At 67.3% G+C, this 18,785-nt stretch carries 17 protein-coding genes; 7 read left to right on the top strand and 10 right to left on the bottom strand.

What is annotated here, in order from left to right:
* The first annotated feature begins 109 nt into the window (after positions 1 to 109).
* Both EEB19_RS12820 and EEB19_RS12815 read left to right on the top strand, forming a co-directional pair.
* Entirely contained in the window at positions 110 to 1,126 is a 1,017-nt protein-coding gene (locus EEB19_RS12820) for an ATP-binding cassette domain-containing protein (protein ID WP_187586811.1), read from the top strand.
* Positions 1,123 to 1,971 (top strand): ABC transporter permease, encoded by an 849-nt coding sequence (locus tag EEB19_RS12815; RefSeq protein ID WP_187586809.1) that lies wholly within the window; start codon positions 1,123 to 1,125, stop codon positions 1,969 to 1,971. Before EEB19_RS12820 ends, EEB19_RS12815 begins: the two co-directional genes overlap by 4 nt.
* Before the next feature lie 61 nt (positions 1,972 to 2,032).
* Here EEB19_RS12815 and EEB19_RS12810 read toward each other — a convergent pair whose 3' ends face one another.
* Positions 2,033 to 3,322, bottom strand: coding sequence for an ROK family transcriptional regulator (locus tag EEB19_RS12810; RefSeq protein WP_187586807.1), 1,290 nt, complete (start codon positions 3,320 to 3,322; stop codon positions 2,033 to 2,035).
* 638 nt (positions 3,323 to 3,960) lie between these two features.
* Here EEB19_RS12810 and EEB19_RS12805 point away from each other — a divergent pair.
* Positions 3,961 to 5,007: a sigma-70 family RNA polymerase sigma factor gene (locus EEB19_RS12805; protein ID WP_187586806.1), complete on the top strand. Its 1,047-nt coding sequence runs from the start codon at positions 3,961 to 3,963 to the stop codon at positions 5,005 to 5,007.
* A gap of 32 nt (positions 5,008 to 5,039) precedes the next feature.
* Here EEB19_RS12805 and EEB19_RS12800 read toward each other — a convergent pair whose 3' ends face one another.
* Complete coding sequence (locus EEB19_RS12800) at positions 5,040 to 5,456, bottom strand: VOC family protein (protein ID WP_187586804.1); 417 nt, start codon at positions 5,454 to 5,456, stop codon at positions 5,040 to 5,042.
* A gap of 100 nt (positions 5,457 to 5,556) precedes the next feature.
* On the opposite strand from EEB19_RS12800, the gene EEB19_RS12795 reads away from it, so the two are divergent.
* Positions 5,557 to 6,249, top strand: a complete 693-nt coding sequence (locus tag EEB19_RS12795; protein WP_187586802.1) for a histidine phosphatase family protein — start codon at positions 5,557 to 5,559, stop codon at positions 6,247 to 6,249.
* A gap of 150 nt (positions 6,250 to 6,399) precedes the next feature.
* Here the strand turns inward: EEB19_RS12795 and EEB19_RS12790 are convergent, their stop codons facing one another.
* The 5 genes from EEB19_RS12790 to EEB19_RS12770 form a co-directional block, all read right to left on the bottom strand.
* Positions 6,400 to 7,137, bottom strand: a complete 738-nt coding sequence (locus EEB19_RS12790; protein WP_187586800.1) for an SDR family oxidoreductase — start codon at positions 7,135 to 7,137, stop codon at positions 6,400 to 6,402.
* A gap of 4 nt (positions 7,138 to 7,141) precedes the next feature.
* The gene (locus EEB19_RS12785) at positions 7,142 to 8,170 is read right to left on the bottom strand and encodes a phosphotransferase family protein (protein WP_187586798.1); all 1,029 of its coding nucleotides are present in this window, start codon (positions 8,168 to 8,170) and stop codon (positions 7,142 to 7,144) included.
* Positions 8,167 to 9,393, bottom strand: a complete 1,227-nt coding sequence (locus tag EEB19_RS12780; RefSeq protein WP_187586796.1) for an acyl-CoA dehydrogenase family protein — start codon at positions 9,391 to 9,393, stop codon at positions 8,167 to 8,169. The genes EEB19_RS12785 and EEB19_RS12780 overlap by 4 nt, the downstream gene beginning before the upstream one ends.
* Before the next feature lie 101 nt (positions 9,394 to 9,494).
* On the bottom strand, positions 9,495 to 10,157 hold the full coding sequence (locus EEB19_RS12775; protein WP_187586794.1) for a TetR/AcrR family transcriptional regulator: 663 nt from the start codon (positions 10,155 to 10,157) through the stop codon (positions 9,495 to 9,497).
* 43 nt (positions 10,158 to 10,200) lie between these two features.
* Positions 10,201 to 10,875, bottom strand: a complete 675-nt coding sequence (locus EEB19_RS12770; protein ID WP_262365642.1) for a TetR/AcrR family transcriptional regulator — start codon at positions 10,873 to 10,875, stop codon at positions 10,201 to 10,203.
* 115 nt (positions 10,876 to 10,990) lie between these two features.
* Here EEB19_RS12770 and EEB19_RS12765 point away from each other — a divergent pair, with 115 nt between their 5' ends.
* Positions 10,991 to 11,902: an oxygenase MpaB family protein gene (locus tag EEB19_RS12765; RefSeq protein ID WP_262365628.1), complete on the top strand. Its 912-nt coding sequence runs from the start codon at positions 10,991 to 10,993 to the stop codon at positions 11,900 to 11,902.
* Positions 11,903 to 12,000: 98 nt separating this feature from the next.
* On the opposite strand, the gene EEB19_RS12760 is transcribed toward EEB19_RS12765, so the two are convergent.
* Positions 12,001 to 13,308: an alpha-hydroxy-acid oxidizing protein gene (locus EEB19_RS12760; RefSeq protein WP_262365627.1), complete on the bottom strand. Its 1,308-nt coding sequence runs from the start codon at positions 13,306 to 13,308 to the stop codon at positions 12,001 to 12,003.
* A gap of 136 nt (positions 13,309 to 13,444) precedes the next feature.
* Here EEB19_RS12760 and EEB19_RS12755 point away from each other — a divergent pair, with 136 nt between their 5' ends.
* Complete coding sequence (locus EEB19_RS12755; RefSeq protein ID WP_187586788.1) at positions 13,445 to 15,688, top strand: MMPL family transporter; 2,244 nt, start codon at positions 13,445 to 13,447, stop codon at positions 15,686 to 15,688.
* Positions 15,689 to 15,814: 126 nt separating this feature from the next.
* Here EEB19_RS12755 and EEB19_RS12750 read toward each other — a convergent pair whose 3' ends face one another.
* Positions 15,815 to 16,435, bottom strand: a complete 621-nt coding sequence (locus EEB19_RS12750; RefSeq protein WP_187586786.1) for a LysE/ArgO family amino acid transporter — start codon at positions 16,433 to 16,435, stop codon at positions 15,815 to 15,817.
* Positions 16,436 to 16,515: 80 nt separating this feature from the next.
* On the opposite strand from EEB19_RS12750, the gene EEB19_RS12745 reads away from it, so the two are divergent.
* Positions 16,516 to 17,442 (top strand): LysR family transcriptional regulator ArgP, encoded by a 927-nt coding sequence (locus tag EEB19_RS12745; protein ID WP_187586784.1) that lies wholly within the window; start codon positions 16,516 to 16,518, stop codon positions 17,440 to 17,442.
* Here EEB19_RS12745 and EEB19_RS12740 read toward each other — a convergent pair.
* A complete protein-coding gene (locus EEB19_RS12740) occupies positions 17,426 to 18,742 on the bottom strand; it encodes an MFS transporter (RefSeq protein WP_187586782.1) in 1,317 nt (438 codons plus the stop codon). The genes EEB19_RS12745 and EEB19_RS12740 overlap by 17 nt on opposite strands.
* Positions 18,743 to 18,785: the final 43 nt, after the last annotated feature.

The raw sequence follows: 18,785 nt of genomic DNA, 5'->3' as shown, positions 1-18,785 counted from the left end.
TCCCTGTACGCAGGTCTGTCGCTGTGACGGCGTCGCGTGACCGTGGCTCCGTCGCACCACCGGAAAATCGCTCGCCAAATGTCAGAGTCCATCGATAGCGTGGAGAAACATGAGCTCACCTACCGTCCCCGCCGTGATGCGGGGCGAGCAGTCAACGCGTGACGTCGCCATCGAGGCCGTCGACCTCGTGAAGAGGTTCGGCGATTTCACCGCGGTGGACGGCGTCAGTTTCACCGTCCCGCAGGGTTCGGTGCTCGGCCTCCTCGGCCCCAACGGCGCCGGGAAGACCACCACCGTCCGGATGATGACCACCCTGTCCCCACCGACCAGCGGTTCGGCCCGGATCGCAGGCTACGACGTGGCCACCGAACCCGAGATGGTCCGGCGCAGCATGGGTCTCACGGGGCAGGCCGCCACCGTCGACGAGATCCTCACCGGCCGGGAGAACATCCGGATGATCGGCGGCCTTTACGGGATCAACCGCAAGGTGCTGGCCCGCCGAGCCGATCAGCTGCTCGAGCAGTTCTCCCTCAGCGACGCCGGCAACAAGCAGGTCAAGTCGTACTCGGGAGGCATGCGACGGCGCCTCGACCTCGCGGTCAGCCTTCTCGCGGCACCACCGGTGCTCTTCCTCGACGAGCCGACGACCGGACTCGACCCGCGCAGCCGCTCCGAGTTGTGGGACGTGTTGCGCACGCTCGTCGCCGACGGCACCACGTTGCTGCTCACCACGCAGTATCTCGAGGAGGCCGATCAGCTCGCCGACGACATCGTGGTGATCGACAAGGGCAAGATCATCGCCCACGGCACGCCGTTGCAACTGAAGCAGCAGGCGGGCTCGGCGAGTCTGGTGCTCACGGTGTCCGACCCGGACGACATCCCCGAAGCCGAGGCGTTGCTCCGCAAGACCGGCGCCGAGGTCTTCGTCGACCACAACGCCCGCCGCCTCACCGCCCCCGCCGAGGGGCTCTCCGACCTCACCCGGGTCGTCGCCTGGTTCGACGAGAGCGGAATCGCCGTCGACGATCTCGGCCTCGCCCGGCCCAGCCTGGACGACGTGTTCCTGTCACTCACCGGTCACCGCGCCGAGGACGCCTCGGCCCCCGAAGAGGAGCAATCCGCATGACCACCACCGCCACCACCGGCGCATCGGTGACCCAGCGCCCCGAGATCCATCAGACAAGCATCTGGCAGCAGTCGTGGATCATGGTGAAGCGCAACATGATCCACACGAAACGGATGCCGGAGATGCTCTCCGACGTCACCATCCAGCCGATCATGTTCGTGCTGCTGTTCGCCTACGTCTTCGGCGCATCGATCACGAACACCGGCGGGGTCTCCTACAAGGAGTTCCTGCTGCCCGGCATCATGGGCCAGACGATCGTGTTCACGGCGTTCATCGTGTCCACCGGCATCACCGCCGACCTCGAGAAGGGCATCATCGACCGCTTCCGGTCGCTGCCGATCCGTCGGTCCTCGGTGCTGGTCGGGCGCAGTATCGCCAGCCTGCTCCACTCGTCGATCGGCATCGTCGTGATGGCGGTGACCGGACTCGCGATCGGCTGGCGGATCCACAACGGATTCGGCGAGGCCGTGCTGGCATTCGCTCTGCTGTTGCTGTTCGGGTTCGCCATGATCTGGTTCGGCATCCTGGTCGGCTCCTGGCTGACGTCGGTGGAGGCCGTGAACGGGTTCATGTTCACCACGCTCTTCCCGCTGACGTTCCTGTCGAACGCCTTCGTCCCGACCGGACCGATGCCGTCCTGGCTGCGCACCATCGCCGAGTGGAATCCCATCTCGTCGCTCGTGCAGGCGATGCGCGTGCTGTGGGGCAATGGCCCGGCGGCCGGTCCCGGATCGCCGTGGCCCCTGCAGCATCCCGAACTGGCCACGCTCATCTGGTCGATCGTGCTGACCGTCGTCTTCGCGCCGTTCGCGCTGCGCGCCTACAACAAGCGCACCTCGGACTGAGGCCCCACTCGCAGCTGTAGCATCCTGTCGCGCTGAGCGATACGGGATGCTACAGCTGCGATCACGCGGTGATCGCGAGAGCGTCCAGCGGGTCGGTGTAGATCGCGTCGAGAGACACCGCCCCGGCCGCCTGCTGCTGAACCGTGGTCCCGGAATGGGACACGCGGACATCACGGTTGGGCACGACCGAGGTGGTCTTGACGGCCTTGGCAACGGTCGGGAGGGTCGCCGGGAAGTCCGTGAAGGCCTGCCCACCGAGCACGATGTGATCCGGGTTGAAGATGTCGGCGATCAGCGCGACCGTCCGACCGAGGACCTCGGCGCGCTCCTCGAGGAGCGCACGCGCGGTCGCATCGCCGCCGCGAGCGAGGTCGTGGACGCCTTCGATGTCGTCGACCGACAACCCCAGTGCGACAGCCGCATCCACGACACCGGTGTCACTCGCAGTCGGCTCGAGCCGACCCGTCTTCTCCGGGTCGAGCAGCGTCGTAGGTCCGGTCGGGAAGTGACCGATGACCGGCGGGCCGGCGCTGGGTGTGTGCACCATCCCGTCGACGCAGAAGGCGGTACCGACCATCTCACGGGCGTAGAAGTACAGGAAGCTCGACTTCTTCTGCTCGGGGTTGACGACGAGTTCTGCGGCCGCCATCGCCTCGACGTGACTGGCCACCGACACCGGCAGACCGACCGTCTCGGCGATGATCCGTCCGACCGGTGCCCCCGACCAGCCCAGACGCGGGTGGTCGACGAGTCCGCCGGACGCGACCCGGCCACCGAGCGCGACGCCGGCCCAGAGGACGCGGCGTCCGGCCCAGCGCCCGACGAAACGACGCGCGCTGACGCCGATCGCGGCGAGGGTCTGTTCCGGGGTGTCGGCCACCGGGGTGGGGATCTGGATGGCCCCGACGACGCGGTGCAGAAGGTCGTGGGTCGTGATCGAGGTGACCTTGTAGCCGATGTGGATGCCCAGGGTGAGGAAGTCCGCAACGTTGAGTTCGAACGGCAGGCGCGGCCGCCCGATGGCTCCAGCGGGTGCCAGGTCGGCGCGCTCGCGGATCAGACCGGCCTTCAGCAGCGCCCCCACCTGCCGGTTGACGGTGGAGATGCTCAGGCCGGTCTGTTCGGCGGCGTCGTCGCGGAAGACGGGCCCCGACAGTCGCGCGGTGCGCAGGACGAGTGCCGCCGGCTTCGACGACAGCTGCAGCTGCGGGGTGACGATGTGAATCTTCGAGGCTCCCTTCCGCGGCGACCCATAGGCGAGGGGCCGAGGCGCGCGGCTTCCGGGGGATCGGCGAGCCTGCGGTCGGACGGGTGCGGGGGTGGTCGTGGCGTGGTCGAGCGTGGCGGTCATCTGTGTGTCCTCATCGAATGTGCCACATCCGGTCCCGGTCCGCGTCACAGACTGCTCCGGCGCAGGACCGCTCGGATGAGCGAAAGGTGATCGGGCCATCGTCGGCCCGGGGATGAATGCTGGGATTCAGCGCATTCGGCGACAACACAGAACACGAGCGAACGGCAGCCGACAGCCCAGAGCAGTTGTCACATAGGTGACCTCTGGGACGTAGGACTGGCGGCTCGTCATGTGCATCAAGCTAGCAACGCGCAGACGGGGGTGGCAACCCCGATCCGGTCACACCGGCAGCACTGTGACCGGCGCGAACATGGGCGTTCACCGGCGAGAATAGGGTCACGGCGGGTCGTCCGCGCCCATTACGCCCACGCTGATTCCAAGGCCGTGCGACAGGCAGTGTCCGACGTCCCCGAAGTCTGAGAGGGAACCTCCCGGCCCGAATCCCCGGGCCGACGTGATGGCCTGCACGATCGGCCACCCGCTCCGGCGGTCCCCCTCTGATCGCCGGGTCGGGAGGGACCGTGCGGCCACCACGTCGGTTGTTCTTTGGACGCACGGACCCGCCGACCGGTTCCATCCGCTATCTCCGGAGGTCAGAGGGGCTGCCCCTGTCGGTGCCATCCCGTAATCTTGGTCACATGTCCACCACGACCACGCGTCCCGCCTCCGACGCCGAGTTCCTCGAGGTCTCCGAGCCGTTCCGTCGCGAGATCCTGGCGCACTGCTATCGCATGATGGGGTCGCACCACGATGCCGAGGACCTGATGCAGGAGACGTACCTGCGCGCGTGGCGGGGATACGAGAAATTCGACCGTCGGGCGTCGGTGCGGACCTGGCTGCACAAGATCGCGACCAACACCTGCCTCACCGCCCTGCAGAGCAGACAGCGTCGTCCGCTGCCGTCGGGCCTGGGCGGTGACGCCTTCGATCCGACCGACGATCTGCTGCAGAACCACGAGGTGCCGTGGCTCGAGCCGTTCGCCGGGACGGTCGACGAGGTCGCTCCCGGCGACGACGCCGACCCGGCCTATGTGATCGGGGCCCGCGAGTCCATCCGGCTCGCCTTCATCGCCGCCCTCCAGCATCTGCCCGAGCGACAGCGTGCGGTGTTGATCCTGCGCGACGTCCTGCAGTGGCGGGCCGCCGAGGTCGCCGACACCATCGGCGTCACCACCGCGACCGTCAACAGCCTGCTGCAGCGAGCGCGCGAGCAGCTGAAGAACGCGTCACCGCAGGAGGATTCACCGACCGAGCTCGACGACGACGCGAAGCGCGAACTGCTGGCGAAGTACGTGTCGGCATTCGAACGCTACGACGTCGAGGCCATCGTCGAGCTGTTCACCGACAAGGCGATCTGGGAGATGCCGCCGTTCACCGGTTGGTATCAGGGCCCGGCCGACATCGGTGCGCTCATCCGCAAGAACTGCCCGGCCGAGGGACCCGGCGACCAGATCCTGCTCCCTGCTGTCGCGAACGGGCAGCCGGCCTTCGGTCTGTACATGCGCGAACCCGACGGCGTCCACCGCCCGTTCCAGCTGCAGGTCGTCGACTTCGGCGCCGACGGCAAGGTCTCCTATGTCGTGGCGTTCTTCAGCGACGACCTCGAGGCGGACTTCGAGCGCTTCGGATTGCCGGCCACGCCGTACGACGCCCCCGCGCGCACGGCGCAAAGCCCGTGGCACTGAGCTCGCGGTAGCCCAGGGGCGATTGGACGGCGTCAGTCGACGGCGGTCTGCGGAATCGACGCGGGGTCCATGAAGAGGACCTCCCACCCGTGACCGTCGGGATCGCAGAACGTGCGGGTGTACATGAATCCGAGGTCCTCCGTGGGCCGGAGTTCTGTGCCGCCGGCGACTATCGCAGCGTCGACCTGTCGGTCGACCTCGGCGCGGGAGTCGGCGGAGATCGCCAGCAGGACCTCGCGCGCCCTGTCGGGCTCGGCCACCGGCCCTGCCGCGTACCCGGCGAACCGTCGGCGGCAGAGCAGCATCACCTTGGTCGATTCGTTGACCTCCATGCACAGAGTGCCCTGATCACAGAACATGGCGTCGAACCGGAAGCCCAGACTCGTGTAGAACGCACGGGACCTCGCGACGTCTGTCACGGGCAGATTGACGAACATCATCGTCGACAAAGTCGGACACTCCTGCTCTGGATCGGCTCCCCTGTAGATAACGACCGCATGAGCCGCCCGAACTCATCGGTCCACGCCGCCACGCCATAGGGTGTGGGTCATGGGTGTGATCTATCTGGTCCGGCACGGACAGGCCGACCCGAATGCGTACGGCATCTCCGGCACCGACGACCCCGCGCCGAACGGACCAGGGGGACTCACCGACACCGGAGTCATGCAGGCGCGGCTGACCGGTGTCCTGCTGTCCGGGCTCACCGACACGGTGACCGCAGCGGTGAGTGGTGACCTCCCACGGCAGACGCAGACGCTGCAGGGTGTTCTGTCCGCTTTCGACTCGGCGCCCGCGCCAGAGGTCGACCCGGACTGGAACGAGTACGCGTTGCCCGCCCTCGTCGGGACGGCGACCGCCGAAGAATACGGAGACGGGCGCGGATACCAGCAACGACTCGATGCCGGACTGGCCGAGTGGATCGCCGACACGAGGGAGCACCACGAGGCAGGTGGCGAGACCTACAAGGTCTTCAGCACTCGGGTGCTCGCCGCGGCAGATCGGGCGACCGCCCTCGCCGGTTCGGGGCAGACCGTGGTCGTCGTCGCGTCGGCGGGGAGCATCACCCAGTGGCTCGGCCACGTGTGGGGCATCCCGCCGGAGCGGTGGCCCGCTCTCTCCCGCACGATGGTCAACGCCTCGGTGTCCAAGCTGATCGTCGGACGCAGCGGTGTGTCGGTGGTGTCGTTCAACGAACACGCGCACCTCGCCGATCGTGACGGAGGCGTCGCGACCTACCGGTGAGGCGCCCTTCGTGACGCTCGCACGCTCGCTCCGCAGGGACCACGACGCTCGCACGCTCACTCCTCAGGGACCGCGACGCCCGCGGCAGATCCCCCCCGATCCCTGAGGAGCGACGCGAGGAACCAGCGGCGCGTCACGAAGGGTCTCCCCTCACGCCCGATGCAGATTGCTCCCCGGTCGCGTGAGGATCACGTTGGGCAGCACCGCATATCGCGACAGCTGGGTCACCGAGTGCGCGATGGTGGCGACGTCGCCGACGGTGATCATCTCGTCACCGGGGATCTCGTCCTTGAGCCAGTCGGACATGTCGGTGTCGACGTAGCCGGGCGCGATCGTCGTCGCGCTCACACCGTTCGCCGACTCCTCCAGGTTGAACGTCTCGCACAGCGAGATCAGTGCCGCCTTCGTCGCACCGTAGGCAGACAGTTCGGGTTCCGGATACACACCGGTGATCGACGCGACCGCGATGACCTTGGCCGTCCCGTGTGCTTCCGCGGTCGTCCGCAACGTCGGAATCAGGCTCTGCAGAAGGATGTACGGCGCCCGCACGTTCACCTGGTAGAGGCGATCGAACCGTCGCACCGGGAGGTCGGCGACGGCACCCTTCTGTCCCATACCCGCGTTGATGACGAGTGCGTCCGTGCGCCCGAAGGCCTCCGCATGTCCGGCTGCCAGCGCCTCGACTGCCTCTGGGTCGGTCATGTCGGCGGGGATCACCTCGACCCGGCCTGCGCCACGTTCGGTGAGTTCACCGGCCCGCTGTTCGAGTGCCTCCCGCCCACGCGAGCTGATCGTCAGGTCCCATCCGTCCGCGGCGAATCGTTCCGCGATCGCCGCACCGATTCCGCGCGATGCGCCGGTGACCAGCGCAACCCTGTTGTCCGACATCGCCTTACCCCCTCGTGGCCCCGGAGAGCTGCCCCAGCCCTGCCGCGATGAACTCTGCTGTGGCCTCGGCCGCCGTCTCGGCGCCCTCGGATGCCGCGCCCGCACGCGCCCGGTGTGTGATGCCCTCGGCGATCACGCCGAGCTTCAGATTGGCCAGCGCCAGATAGAAATCCCAGTCGCCGAGGTCGCGTCCGGTGCGGGTGGCATAGCGCTGCGCGATCTCGTCGACGGAGGGATAGCGATCGCTGGTCCACGCCGCCTCGAAGCCGACGACGCGGTCGAAACCGGGCCGGCGGTAGACACACATCAGCGCGATGTCGGTGAGTGGATCACCCAGGGTCGACATCTCCCAGTCCACCACGGCGCGAACAACTCCCGCGTCGTCGGCGGAGATGATCGTGTTGTCGACACGGTAGTCGCCGTGCACGATCGTGTTGCGGGTGTCGGTGGGGATACGTTCGGAGAGTGCGGCGACGAGCCGGTCGACGTCGTCGAGCTCGCGAGTCTTCACGTGCCCCCACTGACGTGCCCAGAGTTTGACCTGCCGGGCCGCGAAACCGTCGGGCCGGCCGAACTCACCGAGTCCGACGGCGACGTGATCGACGTCGTGCAGCCGTGCGAGTGTCTCGACGAGGCCATCGATATTGCGCTCGACATCATTGTCCGACAACGACTTCAGGTCGTCAGCAGTTCGGATCACCTGCCCACCGACGAAACCGACCACGGTGAACGGCGCCCCGAGCACGTCGCCGTCCGAGTCGATCGCGACGGTCGGCGCGACGGGCACGTCGGTGGACTGCAGAGCACTGGTGACCGCCCATTCGCGGTTCATGTCGTGCGCGGACGGGGTCAGACCGCTGGTCGGCGGACGCCGTACGACCCAGTGGGACTCGTCGTCGCGGACACTGAAGGTCAGGTTGGACTTGCCGCCGCTGATGAGGTCGATCCGAAGATCACCCACCACCGGGACATCACGCTCGACCAGGAACTGACGCAACAGTGTTGCGTCAAGCGCCGGATGGCCGCCGCTCATCGGTTCGATCCGGCCGACGTCGCCTGCTGCGCAGCCTTCTTCGCCCGCCCGATGGCGCGACGCGCGATCGCCCAGCGGTGGACCTCGGAGGGGCCGTCGTAGATCCGGAACGGCCGCAGCTCCCGTTGCAGGCGCGCCAGGGGGAGGTCGTCGGACACACCGAGACCGCCGCACATCTGGATGCTGCGGTCGGCGATGCGCGTGTAAGCCTCAGCTGCAAAGGTTTTCGCGATCGATGTCTCGTTGGAGGCGTGACTGCCCTGATCGAGGTCGTGGCAGGCCTTGACCAGCAGCGACATGCTGGCGGCCAGATCGATCTCGTTGTCGGCGACCATCTGCTGGATCATGCCGAGGTCACCGAGCTTGCCGCCGAAGCCCTCTCGTCGGGAGACGTAGTCGACAGCGACGTCATGGCACCGCTGCGCCGACCCGAACCACCGCATCACGTGTGTCATACGTGCCGGCCCGAGGCGCACCTGCGCATAACGGTAGCCCTCGTCGACCTCACCGAGGATGTCCTCGTCGGGGACGAACACATCGGTGAAGCTGACCTCGCAGTGTCCGCCAATCATCGAGCGGTCCGTCGTCACGATGTGCCGGTCGACCGAGATGCCCTGGGTGTCGGCGGGCGCCAGGAACATCGTCGCGCCGCCGCGGTCGCCGGGCGAGCCGGCCGTGCGGGCCATGATGATGAAGAATCCCGCGCCGTCGGCGCCCGTGATGAAGCGCTTCTCGCCGTTGATCTTCCACCCACCGTCGACCTTGACGGCCTCCGTGCGCAGGGCGTTGGGGTCCGAGCCGGCCCCTGGTGACGGTTCGGTCATGGCGAAGGCCGACCGGACGTCGCCGGCCGCGAGCGGGGCGAGGAACTTGTGCTTCTGCTCGTCGCTCGCGATGTGGGCGAGCATGTGCACATTGCCCTCGTCGGGGGCACCGATGTGCAGGGCGACCGGCCCGAACGTCGAGTATCCCGCCGCGGCGAACACCGGAACGCGGTCGGACATGTTCAGACCCAGCCCACCGAACTCGACGGGCGCGTGCGGCGCGAAGATGCCCTCCGCCTTGGCCTTGGCGTTCATCTCCCTGCGGAGGTCGTCGCCACCTGCGACGGTGATGTCGCCGAAGTACTCATTCTCGATCGGCAGGACGTGATCGCGGACGAACCGGTTCGTCTTCTCCACGATCTCGACGACGTCGGGGGCGTAACTCAGGTCAACGGGCATCGCTTCTCCTCATCGGTGCGCCGACCGAGCGATCGTTCGGCGTCCGCAACCTTGCCAGTTGCGGACTCGACGGTCAAGTCGACATGAGGGGGCGGGAGTCGTCAGCGCGCAGACGCGCCGCGGTAGCCGACGGTCTCCCGCGCGATCTGCAGATTGCGTGCGATCAGTTCGTCGGCGCCGAGTTCGCCGTCGAGCTTGAACCACGTCGAGACCCCGACGCACATGGTCGCCACCGCGCGACTGGCGTCCTTGGGATAGCGGGTGGCGAAGTCCCCCGCCTCGACACCGGCGAAGACGATCTCGTCGACCATGTGCTGTTGGCGGTCGCGGTGACCGATGTAGGTCTGCTTGTAGGAGTCCTCGAGGCTGCGGATCTCGGTGGAGCCGACGAACGCCTGCTCGCGGCGGTACATGTGGAAGCGCAGCAGTGACTCGACCACGGCATCGAACTGGTCGACGGGCTGATCGCCGGCCTCGGCGATCGCCTGCTCGGACCTGCTCAGCAGATCCGTCATCGTGCGTTCCAGCAAACCCTGCAGCAACGACTGCTTGGACGGGTAGTGGTGATACAGCCCCGGCACCGACAGATTCGCGCGCGCCGCGATCTCCCGCACCGACGTGCCGTGATAGCCGTGTTCGGCGAAGGCCGCCAGCGCCGCCGCCAGAGGAACCGGCAGCTCTTCGGCGCCGTAGTCCCGCCATTGACCGAGAGAATCTGGACGGACATCCGTCTCGTCGGTCCCGCTGCTCATGGGTTCCAACATAGCGTCATCCCCGATCGCGGGGTTCTGCACCCGCCACGCGGCCTCAGCCACCGAAGCGGTCGACCCCGTCGGCGATCGCCATCATGAGGCCGACCGCGACGCCGACGACGCCGTCGCGGTCCATGTCGAGATGGCCGTCGAGCCAGGCCGCGAGCACCCGGGCGAGGCCGCCGACCTGGAAATGCGCAGCAGCGAGCGCATGCTGCGCCGAGCGCACCTCGAGGACACCCGACGCCGACTGCAGCGTCAGCGCGGCGAACAATTCCGTCGACTCCATCCGCTTGTTGGCGATCGTCGGGCTCAGCAGCGCCTGGGAGAACAGCAGCCGACCTTTGCGCCGATCCTCGTCGATGATCCGCACAATCGCGGCGATGGCGCCGGTGACCCGGTCCTCCACCTCGTCGGCCGCGGCGAAGGCCTCGAGCGCATCCTTCGAGATCTCTGCGGTGACCTCGTCGAACGTCGCGCCGACGAGCGCCTCGATGGAGTCGAAGCTCTCGTAGAAGTAGCGGGTGGTCAGCCCGGCCTCCCGGCACACGCCGCGAACCGTCACCGACCCGCCGTCGGACGCGCCGAGCAGTTCGAGAGCCGCGTCGACGAGGGTTGCCCGGCGTCGCGCCACACGACTGTCGCCGTCCTCACCGCCGTAGGCCCGCAGGCTCTCGGTGGAGCTGCCGCCGGCGGGACCCGCGGTCGGAGTTGTCCGGGATGCGTTCACCACGTGTCCATCTTGACACCAGCAACCTTGTCAACGTTGAATGAAAGAGAAAACATCTGTTGTCAGAATATGACGACGCCGAAGTCAGGGGGCCATGGTGAGTACCGAACCGATCGTGAGTGAGCCGTTCGAAACCGACGTCGATCTCCCCGCCGCATTCGCGGCGACCGAGCCCGACACCGAGTACCTCCCGGCCGCCACCCGGCTGACCCGCGGCGAACTCGATGCACTGCCGACCGGACAGAACGAGATGAAGGGCATCTCCAGCCTGGCCGGTCCCGCCAACGTGATCATGCAACTGGCGATGCCGGCCGTCGGGTACGGCGTGTACGAGAGCCGCGTCGACAGCGGCAACCTCTTCAAGCACCCGATCAAGCGCACGCGGACCACTCTCAGCTATCTCGCCGTGGCCACGATGGGCAGCCCACGTGATCGCCGGCTCTACCGCAAGGCCGTGGGCTCTGCGCACGCCAAGGTGCGCTCGACCGCCGACAGCCCGGTCAAGTACAACGCCTTCGACCCGAAGCTGCAGCTGTGGGTGGCGGCCTGCCTGTACAAGGGCTGGGAAGACATGCAGCTCATCTACGGCGACCCGGCCGACATCACCGAGGAGGCGTATCAGAACGGTGCGGTCCTCGGCACCACGCTGCAGGTCCCGCGCGAGATGTGGCCTGCGACGCGCGCCGACTTCGAGGTCTACTGGAACGAGACCGTCGAGACCTTCGAGATCGATCCGGTGATCCGCGATCACCTGATGTCGATCGTCCGCGCCGAGTTCCTGCCGCGCTGGTTCAGCATCACGTTCGGGTGGTGGTTCGAACTGCTCACGATCGGATTCCTGCCGCAGAACTTCCGCGAGAAGATGGGCCTCGAGTTCAAGCCGTGGCAGCGCCGGGTCTTCGACGCGCACAACAAGATCGCCAAGGCGATCACCGATCGGCTCCCGAAGCCATTGCGCGAGTTCCCGTTCAACGTGTTGCTGTGGGACGTGCGGTGGCGTATCCGCACCGGTCGTCCGCTGGTGTGACCGCCGACAACCCTTCGTGACGCCTCACTCGTTCCTCGCGAGGCTCCTCAGGGATCAAGGCGGTCCCTGAGGAGCGAGCTTGCGAGCGTCACGAAGGGTCACACCCGTTGCAGGGCATCACGATCCACGTCGGCGACCGACGTGTATCCCGCCAGCCCGAGCGTGAGATCGAGTTCGGCGATGATGTTGGCGACGACATCGCGGGCACCGTCGGCCCCGGCCAGCGCCAGACCGTACATGTGGGGCCGTCCGATGCAGGCGGCGTCCGCGCCGAGTGCGATCGCCTTGAATACGTCGGCGCCCGTGTGGATTCCGGAGTCGACGAGAACCTTGATCCGTCCGTCGACGACCGGCGCGATTGCTGCGAGGGCGTCGATCGAGCCGATCGAGCCGTCGATCTGTCGCCCGCCGTGGTTGGACACGATGATGCCGTCCACCCCGACGTCGACCGCGCGCCGGGCGTCGTCGGGGTGCAGGATCCCCTTCAACACGATCGGCAGCGAGGTGCGCTCACGCAGACCGGAGATGTCGTCCCAATTGAGCGACGGACGGGAGTAGATGTCGAGGAACGTCTGGACCGCGACCCGCGGTTCGGGCGCCCTCAGATTCTTCAGGACCGAGCCGGGCGCGTTGCGGGCGATCGAGAACAGCGTCTTGATCGCGCCCAGCGAGATCTCCGGCCGCTCCCCGGTTGCGGCCGCCTTCACGCGGTCCGCGACGATATCCCGGAATCGCGGGTCCGATGTGTACTGATCGATCCCCTCGCCACGGGCGAAGGGCAGCGAGCCGATGTTCAGATCCTGTGGGCGCCAACCGAGCATCGTGGTGTCGAGGGTGACGGCGACGGCCTCGGCGCCCATCGCCTCGGCACGTCCGAGCAGACTGTCGACGAGATCGTCGTCGGTCGACCAGTACAGCTGGAACCAGCGGGGCGCCCCCGCCCGCACGCCATCCATCTCCGCGGCGACCCGTTCCATCGGCGCACTGCCCTGATTGGAGAAGATGTAGGGCACACCCAGTTCGGCTGCCGCGTGGCCGATGTGGACGTCGGCGTCCGGAGCGGCCAGCGCTCCCGCACCCACCGGAGAGAAGAGCACGGGCGCCGGGAGCTGCCTGCCGAACAACTCGATGCCGAGGGACCTCGACGACACGTCGCGCAACACCCGCGGCACGATCGCCCAGCGATCCAGGGCGACGCGGTTGGCGGTCATCGTCGATCCCTCGCCCGCGCCGCCGGCGATGTAGGCCCATGCACGCGCCGACATCGCCCGCCGTGCCCGCCGCTCGAGTTCGGCGTGATCGGTCGGGACGCGCGGGCGGCGCCCGTGGATGCCCTGCGTGTAGATCTCGTTCTGTCGCACCCGTCCCGCACCGGGGACCGGACTCACGGCGTCTGCATCGGTCACGGTCAGCACTCCACGCTCGTAGCGGCCATCATGGGCACATCATAGGAAGTCGTCGGCGGCGGCCTGTGCGCCGTGTCACATCGCCTGGTGCCGCGGGCCGATACGCTGGCTGCAACATTCGACGGAAGGTTCTGCCGTGGCGTTGGGGTTGTATCGGCTCGGTCGTTTCGCGTTCCGCCACAAGTGGTGGTTCGTCAGTGCATGGTTGGCGGTGCTGATCGCACTGGGCGTCATCGTCAGCGCGGTGGCACCGAAGTTCTCCACGGACTTCGAGCTTCCCGGAACCGATTCCGACCGTGCGATGTCGGTGATGAAGAAGGACTTCGCGGCGGTCAACGAGCAACAGCTCAAGGCGTCGACGAGCATCCTGGTGGCCGCCGACGACGGCCTCGCGAATCACACCGCCGAGATCGATCAGCTGGTCGAGAAGGCACGCACACTGCCGAAGGTCATCGAGCCGCAGACCGTCGTCAACCCGGTCACCGCCGCACAGGAGAATCCGGCCGTGGCGTCGGCGGTGCTCGGCGACGACGGCAAGGTCGGCCTGATCCAGATCCGCCAGGACATCCCGATGCAGGACCTGACCGGCGCCGAGATGGACCAGTTCAAGGAACTGCTGGCCGAATTCAACGGCCAGGGCGGTCTGCAGGTCGAGGGCACCGGATCGCTGATGCAGGTCTTCGAGCAGGGCGGTGTGTCCGAACTGCTGGGCTTCGCCGTGGCGTTCGTGATCATGATCGTCGCGTTCGGAGCGCTGATCGCCGCCTTCATCCCGTTGGTCACGGGCCTGCTCGGTGTGGGCATCACGATCATGCTGGTCACGTTGAGCGCCAAGATCATCGACGTCCAGCAGAGCGCGACGACGATCATCACGATGCTCGGCATCGCAGTCTCGATCGACTACGCGCTGTTCATCGTGTCGCGCTACCGCTCGGAACTGAATCTGGGCGGCAGTCGGGAGGCGGCGGTCGGCCGAGCCGTCGGAACGGCGGGATCGGCGGTGGTGTTCGCCGGCCTGACGGTGATGATCGCCGTCGCAGCGCTCGCCGTCGTCGGCATCCCGTTCATCACCCAGATGGGTGTCGCCGCCGCGGTGGCGGTGTTCGTCGCCGTGCTCGGCGCCATCACGCTGATCCCGGCGCTGCTCGGAGCCTTCGGCCGGTTCGCCTTCAAACCCGCGATCCCGGGCGTCCGCCATGGCGACGAGCCCGACACACAGCCGTCGAACGGCCTGCGTTTCGCCCGGTTCATCACCCGGTTCCCGCTGCCGGTCGCACTCGTCGGTCTCGTGTTGCTCGCGATCGCCGCCATCCCGATGACGAAGATGGAACTCGGCATGGAGTCCACCACCGACAGCGAGTACGCCGCGACCCAACTCCTCAAGCGCGGCTTCGGTGAGGGTGTCAACGGCCCGCTGCTCGTGGTGGTCAGCGACGCCGAGGGCGGCAACGTCGCCCCGGCAGCCGACGCCGTGGTCGAGAAGGTGAAGTCCCTCGACAATGTCGCCAACCCGACCCAGATCACCTGGATCGGCAACGGCACCGACCCGGCCAATCCCCAGGCCGGTGCGACCGCCGCGTTGATCTCGGTCACGCCCGAGCAGTCACCCAGCGGTCCGCAGACCCACACGTTGATGGAACAGATCCGCGACTACGGAGCCCAGGCGCCCAACGGCGCGACGGTCAACGTCGGCGGGCAGACCGCGATCATGTCCGACATCTCGTCGAAGCTCAGTTCGGCGCTGATCCCCTTCCTGATCGTCGTGGTCGGGCTGGCATTCATCATCTTGACCATCGTGTTCCGGTCACTGCTCGTCCCGCTGATCGCCACCCTGGGGTTCCTGTTCTCGGTGTGTGCGACGTTCGGTGCGACGGTCGCGATCTTCCAGGAGGGCGACTTCGGGATCATCGATCACACCAAACCGATCATCTCGTTCCTGCCGATCTTCCTGGTGGGTGTCGTGTTCGGCCTCGCGATGGACTATCAGGTGTTCCTGGTGACGCGAATGCGCGAGGAGTACGTGCACGGGGTATCGGCGAAGGACTCGGTGATCATCGGCTACCAGCACGGCGCCCGCGTGGTGGCGTCGGCGGCGGTCATCATGATCTCGGTGTTCGCGGCCTTCATGCTGGCCCCCGACACCATCGCGAAGATGATGGGCTTCGCGCTCGCGGCAGCGGTGTTCTTCGACGCCTTCATCATCCGCATGGTGGTGGTCCCTGCGGTGATCACACTGCTGGGTGACACCGCGTGGAAGCTCCCGCGGTGGCTCGACAAGATCGTGCCGAACGTCGACGTCGAGGGCACCGCGATCCGCGAGATCCCGATCGAGAACCACATCGATCCGAAGTTGTGGGAGCCGGAGCCGGCGAAGGTCTGACCGGCGTCCGGCGGCGCTGCGGCTGGAGGCGTCGAGGAGCCCACCGTTCGTCCGCCGGTTGTGTGTTCATCCCACCGTTGCAACCAGCGGACGAACGCAAAGGTCCCGGAAGAACGCGCGGCCGCCTCACACCGACGCGATCAGCATGCCGCCCATGGCGAGCATGACCACCGCGACGACGGCATCGAGGAGCCGCCAGGCCCGCGGCGAGGCGAAGTAGCGGGCGAGTTTCGACGCCCCGCCGCCCAGCGAGGCGAACCAGAGCAGGCTCGCGACACAGGCGCCGATCGCGAACGCCCACTTGGCGTTTCCATGGCTGTTCGCGATCGCACCCATGGTCAGCACGGTGTCGAGGTAGACGTGCGGGTTCAGCCAGGTCAACGCCAGCGTCATGCCGATGGCGGCCCACCGGCTGACCGAGGCCACCTCACCCGCGTCGGTGACGATCGCGTCGCTGCTCCGCAGACACCGTCGGGCCGCCATCAGACCGAGCACGATGACGTAGCCACCGCCGGCGATCTTGGCGATCGTCACCACCGCCGGATGCGCACTGACCAGTGCGCCGAGGCCGGCAACACCCGCGACGATCAGCACCACATCCGACACCGCACACACCACGACGACCGGCACCACATGCGCTCGCGCGACTCCTTGGCGGAGCACGAACACGTTCTGGGGGCCGATCGCGATGATCAGTCCGGCGCCGGTGAGGAGTCCGGCGACCGCGGCGAGGACATAGGTGGTCACGGCATCGACGGTAGGAGACGCCAATGCGACAAACCAGCGAATGTTTTTCATGAATCATCAGCAGAACTTAAGATGACGGGATGGACATCAGCCAGGAGGGCCTGCAGACGCTCGCCGCGGTCCTCCGTGAGGGCACGTTCGACGGCGCTGCCGCCGTCCTGCACATCACGCCATCGGCGGTGAGTCAGCGCATCAAGGCGCTCGAGACGTCGGTCGGCCGGGTGGTCGTCCGGCGGACCAAACCCGCGACCGCCACGCCCGACGGCGAGATCCTCGTGCGGCTCGCCAAGCAGTGGGAACTGCTCATCGAGGAGGCACGCACAGAACTGCTCGGAAGTTCCTCCGCCCACGACGCCGACGAGTCCCGCATCCACCTCCCGATCGCGGCCAATGCCGATTCGCTGGCCACCTGGTTCCTGCCGGTGATCGCCGAGATGCACCATGCGCATGCGGTCGCGATCGAGGTGCTCCGCGACGACGAGAGCCAGAACAGCCGCTTCCTGCGCTCGGGAGAGGTGCTGGGCGCCATCACCTCCGACCCGCTCGGCATCCGCGGCTGCACCATCGCGCCGCTCGGCTCGATGCGCTATCTTCCCGTCGCGACAACGGATTTCGTCGCACGCTGGCTTCCGGACGGTCCGTCGGCAGCTGCACTCTCACGAGCTCCGATGGTGCTGTTCGATCGCAATGACTACATCCAGCGCAACGTGCTGACGGCCCTCGCCGAACAGCCGGTGACACCTCCGATCACCTACGTCCCGTCCTCCACCGAGTTCTACCGTGCGGTCGAACTGGGCATCGGCTGGGGAGCCGTCCCCGAGGTCCAGATCGCCCCGGCGCTCGACGCCGGCCGGGTCATCCGGATCGTCGACCATCATGTCGACGTCCCGTTGTTCTGGCAGTACTGGAAGCTCAGCTCACCCATCCTCGACGCCCTCACCGATCTGACCGTCGCGGCCGCCGCCGTCCACCTCGTGCCACCGGGCCGGATCAGCCCGTCGCGGTGACGTTCTCGGACAACCGGACCGCCAGCGGATGGTCGATCTCGTCACGCCACAGCTTGGCTGCGACATAGAAGATCACGGCCACCGGGACCGGCAGCAGCCCGGCGAGGACAAATGTCGCGGTGAGCCCGATCGCGTGACTCACCGGCGCGGCCAATGCCATCGACACCGGCATGAGCGCCACCGACACGAAGAAGTCGAGACTGGCCACCCGACCCAGGAGTTCCGGTGGCACCCGACGCTGTAACAGCGTGCCCCACAGCACCATCGGTCCGTCGAACAGGACGCCCATGAGGAATCCGGCGACCACGAACATCCATGTGGCGTCGGCGAATCCCATGATGACCAACGGCAGACTCGAGAAGCCCCAGATCCCGAACATCACCGACAGGTACCGGCGGGGCATGGGAACCGACGCGAACACCAGCGACGCCGATGCCGCGCCGATCCCGAAGGCCGCCAACACGAAGGCGTGGTCGCCGGCGCCGCCGTCGACTCGCTCGCGCAACGCGAACGGGACCAGCACCTCGATCGGTCCCATCGTCGCGAGCACGAGAATGCAGGCGAAGAACAGCGTCGCCCAGAGCCACGGCGTTCGCCACATGTAGGCGAATCCCTCGGCGATGTCGGTGACGACAGCACGCACCGGATGTCCCGAGACCGTAGTCAGGTCGCGGCGTACCGAGACCGGGGTCATCGCCACATAGAACAGCGCCGACGACGCGCTGGCGACGCCCGCGAGGACGATCGCGAGCCCCGGCGACGCGATGGAGATGACGCCACCGGCCACCATCGGGCCGATCGCCTGGAAGATCACGGGGCGCAGAAAACCCTCGATCCCGTTGGCGGCCTGCAATTGTGCGGCCTCGACGACACTGGGCAGCAATGCCGAATATGCGGGGTAGTACATGCCCATCGTGACGCCGCCGAGCAGCGACGCCCCGATCAGCACGGGCAACGACAATACACCCGTCATCCCGGCGACACCCACGATCGCGAACGCGGCGAGCTTCACCAGTTCGAGACCGATCATGATGAGCCGCTGCGACACCCGGTCCGCGAGCACGCCGCCGGCCAGGGTCGAGATCACCATCCCCACCGCGGCCACCCCGGTCACCGCCGACAGCTGCCCGGGACCGCCACCCATCTCGATGACCTGCCACACCACGCCGACGGTCCAGACGCCGTCGGCGAACATGGCGAGCACGAGGCCGAGTGCGAGCAGCCGGTACTGCCGCAGCGCGAAGGGCTTCAGCGCTGTGGGTAGGCGGGTCTGTTGCCCGTCGTCGACCGATGTGCTCACCTGACCAGCTTGCCGGAATCCCGGTGCGCACGGCCAGCGATTT

It is taken from the genome of Gordonia sp. OPL2 (assembly GCF_003797825.1).
In the GTDB taxonomy this organism is placed as follows: Bacteria; Actinomycetota; Actinomycetes; order Mycobacteriales; family Mycobacteriaceae; genus Gordonia.
This window is presented reverse-complemented; position numbering and strand designations above follow the sequence as displayed.

What these genes read in the sequence shown, in the direction of transcription:
- EEB19_RS12820 (WP_187586811.1), top strand. Translation starts at nt 110, where the DNA reads ATGAGCTCACCTACCGTCCCCGCCGTGATGCGGGGCGAGCAGTCAACG.
- EEB19_RS12815 (WP_187586809.1), top strand. Translation starts at nt 1,123, where the DNA reads ATGACCACCACCGCCACCACCGGCGCATCGGTGACCCAGCGCCCCGAG.
- EEB19_RS12810 (WP_187586807.1), bottom strand. Translation starts at nt 3,322, where the DNA reads ATGACCGCCACGCTCGACCACGCCACGACCACCCCCGCACCCGTCCGA.
- EEB19_RS12805 (WP_187586806.1), top strand. Translation starts at nt 3,961, where the DNA reads ATGTCCACCACGACCACGCGTCCCGCCTCCGACGCCGAGTTCCTCGAG.
- EEB19_RS12795 (WP_187586802.1), top strand. Translation starts at nt 5,557, where the DNA reads ATGGGTGTGATCTATCTGGTCCGGCACGGACAGGCCGACCCGAATGCG.
- EEB19_RS12790 (WP_187586800.1), bottom strand. Translation starts at nt 7,137, where the DNA reads ATGTCGGACAACAGGGTTGCGCTGGTCACCGGCGCATCGCGCGGAATC.
- EEB19_RS12785 (WP_187586798.1), bottom strand. Translation starts at nt 8,170, where the DNA reads ATGAGCGGCGGCCATCCGGCGCTTGACGCAACACTGTTGCGTCAGTTC.
- EEB19_RS12780 (WP_187586796.1), bottom strand. Translation starts at nt 9,393, where the DNA reads ATGCCCGTTGACCTGAGTTACGCCCCCGACGTCGTCGAGATCGTGGAG.
- EEB19_RS12775 (WP_187586794.1), bottom strand. Translation starts at nt 10,157, where the DNA reads ATGTTGGAACCCATGAGCAGCGGGACCGACGAGACGGATGTCCGTCCA.
- EEB19_RS12745 (WP_187586784.1), top strand. Translation starts at nt 16,516, where the DNA reads ATGGACATCAGCCAGGAGGGCCTGCAGACGCTCGCCGCGGTCCTCCGT.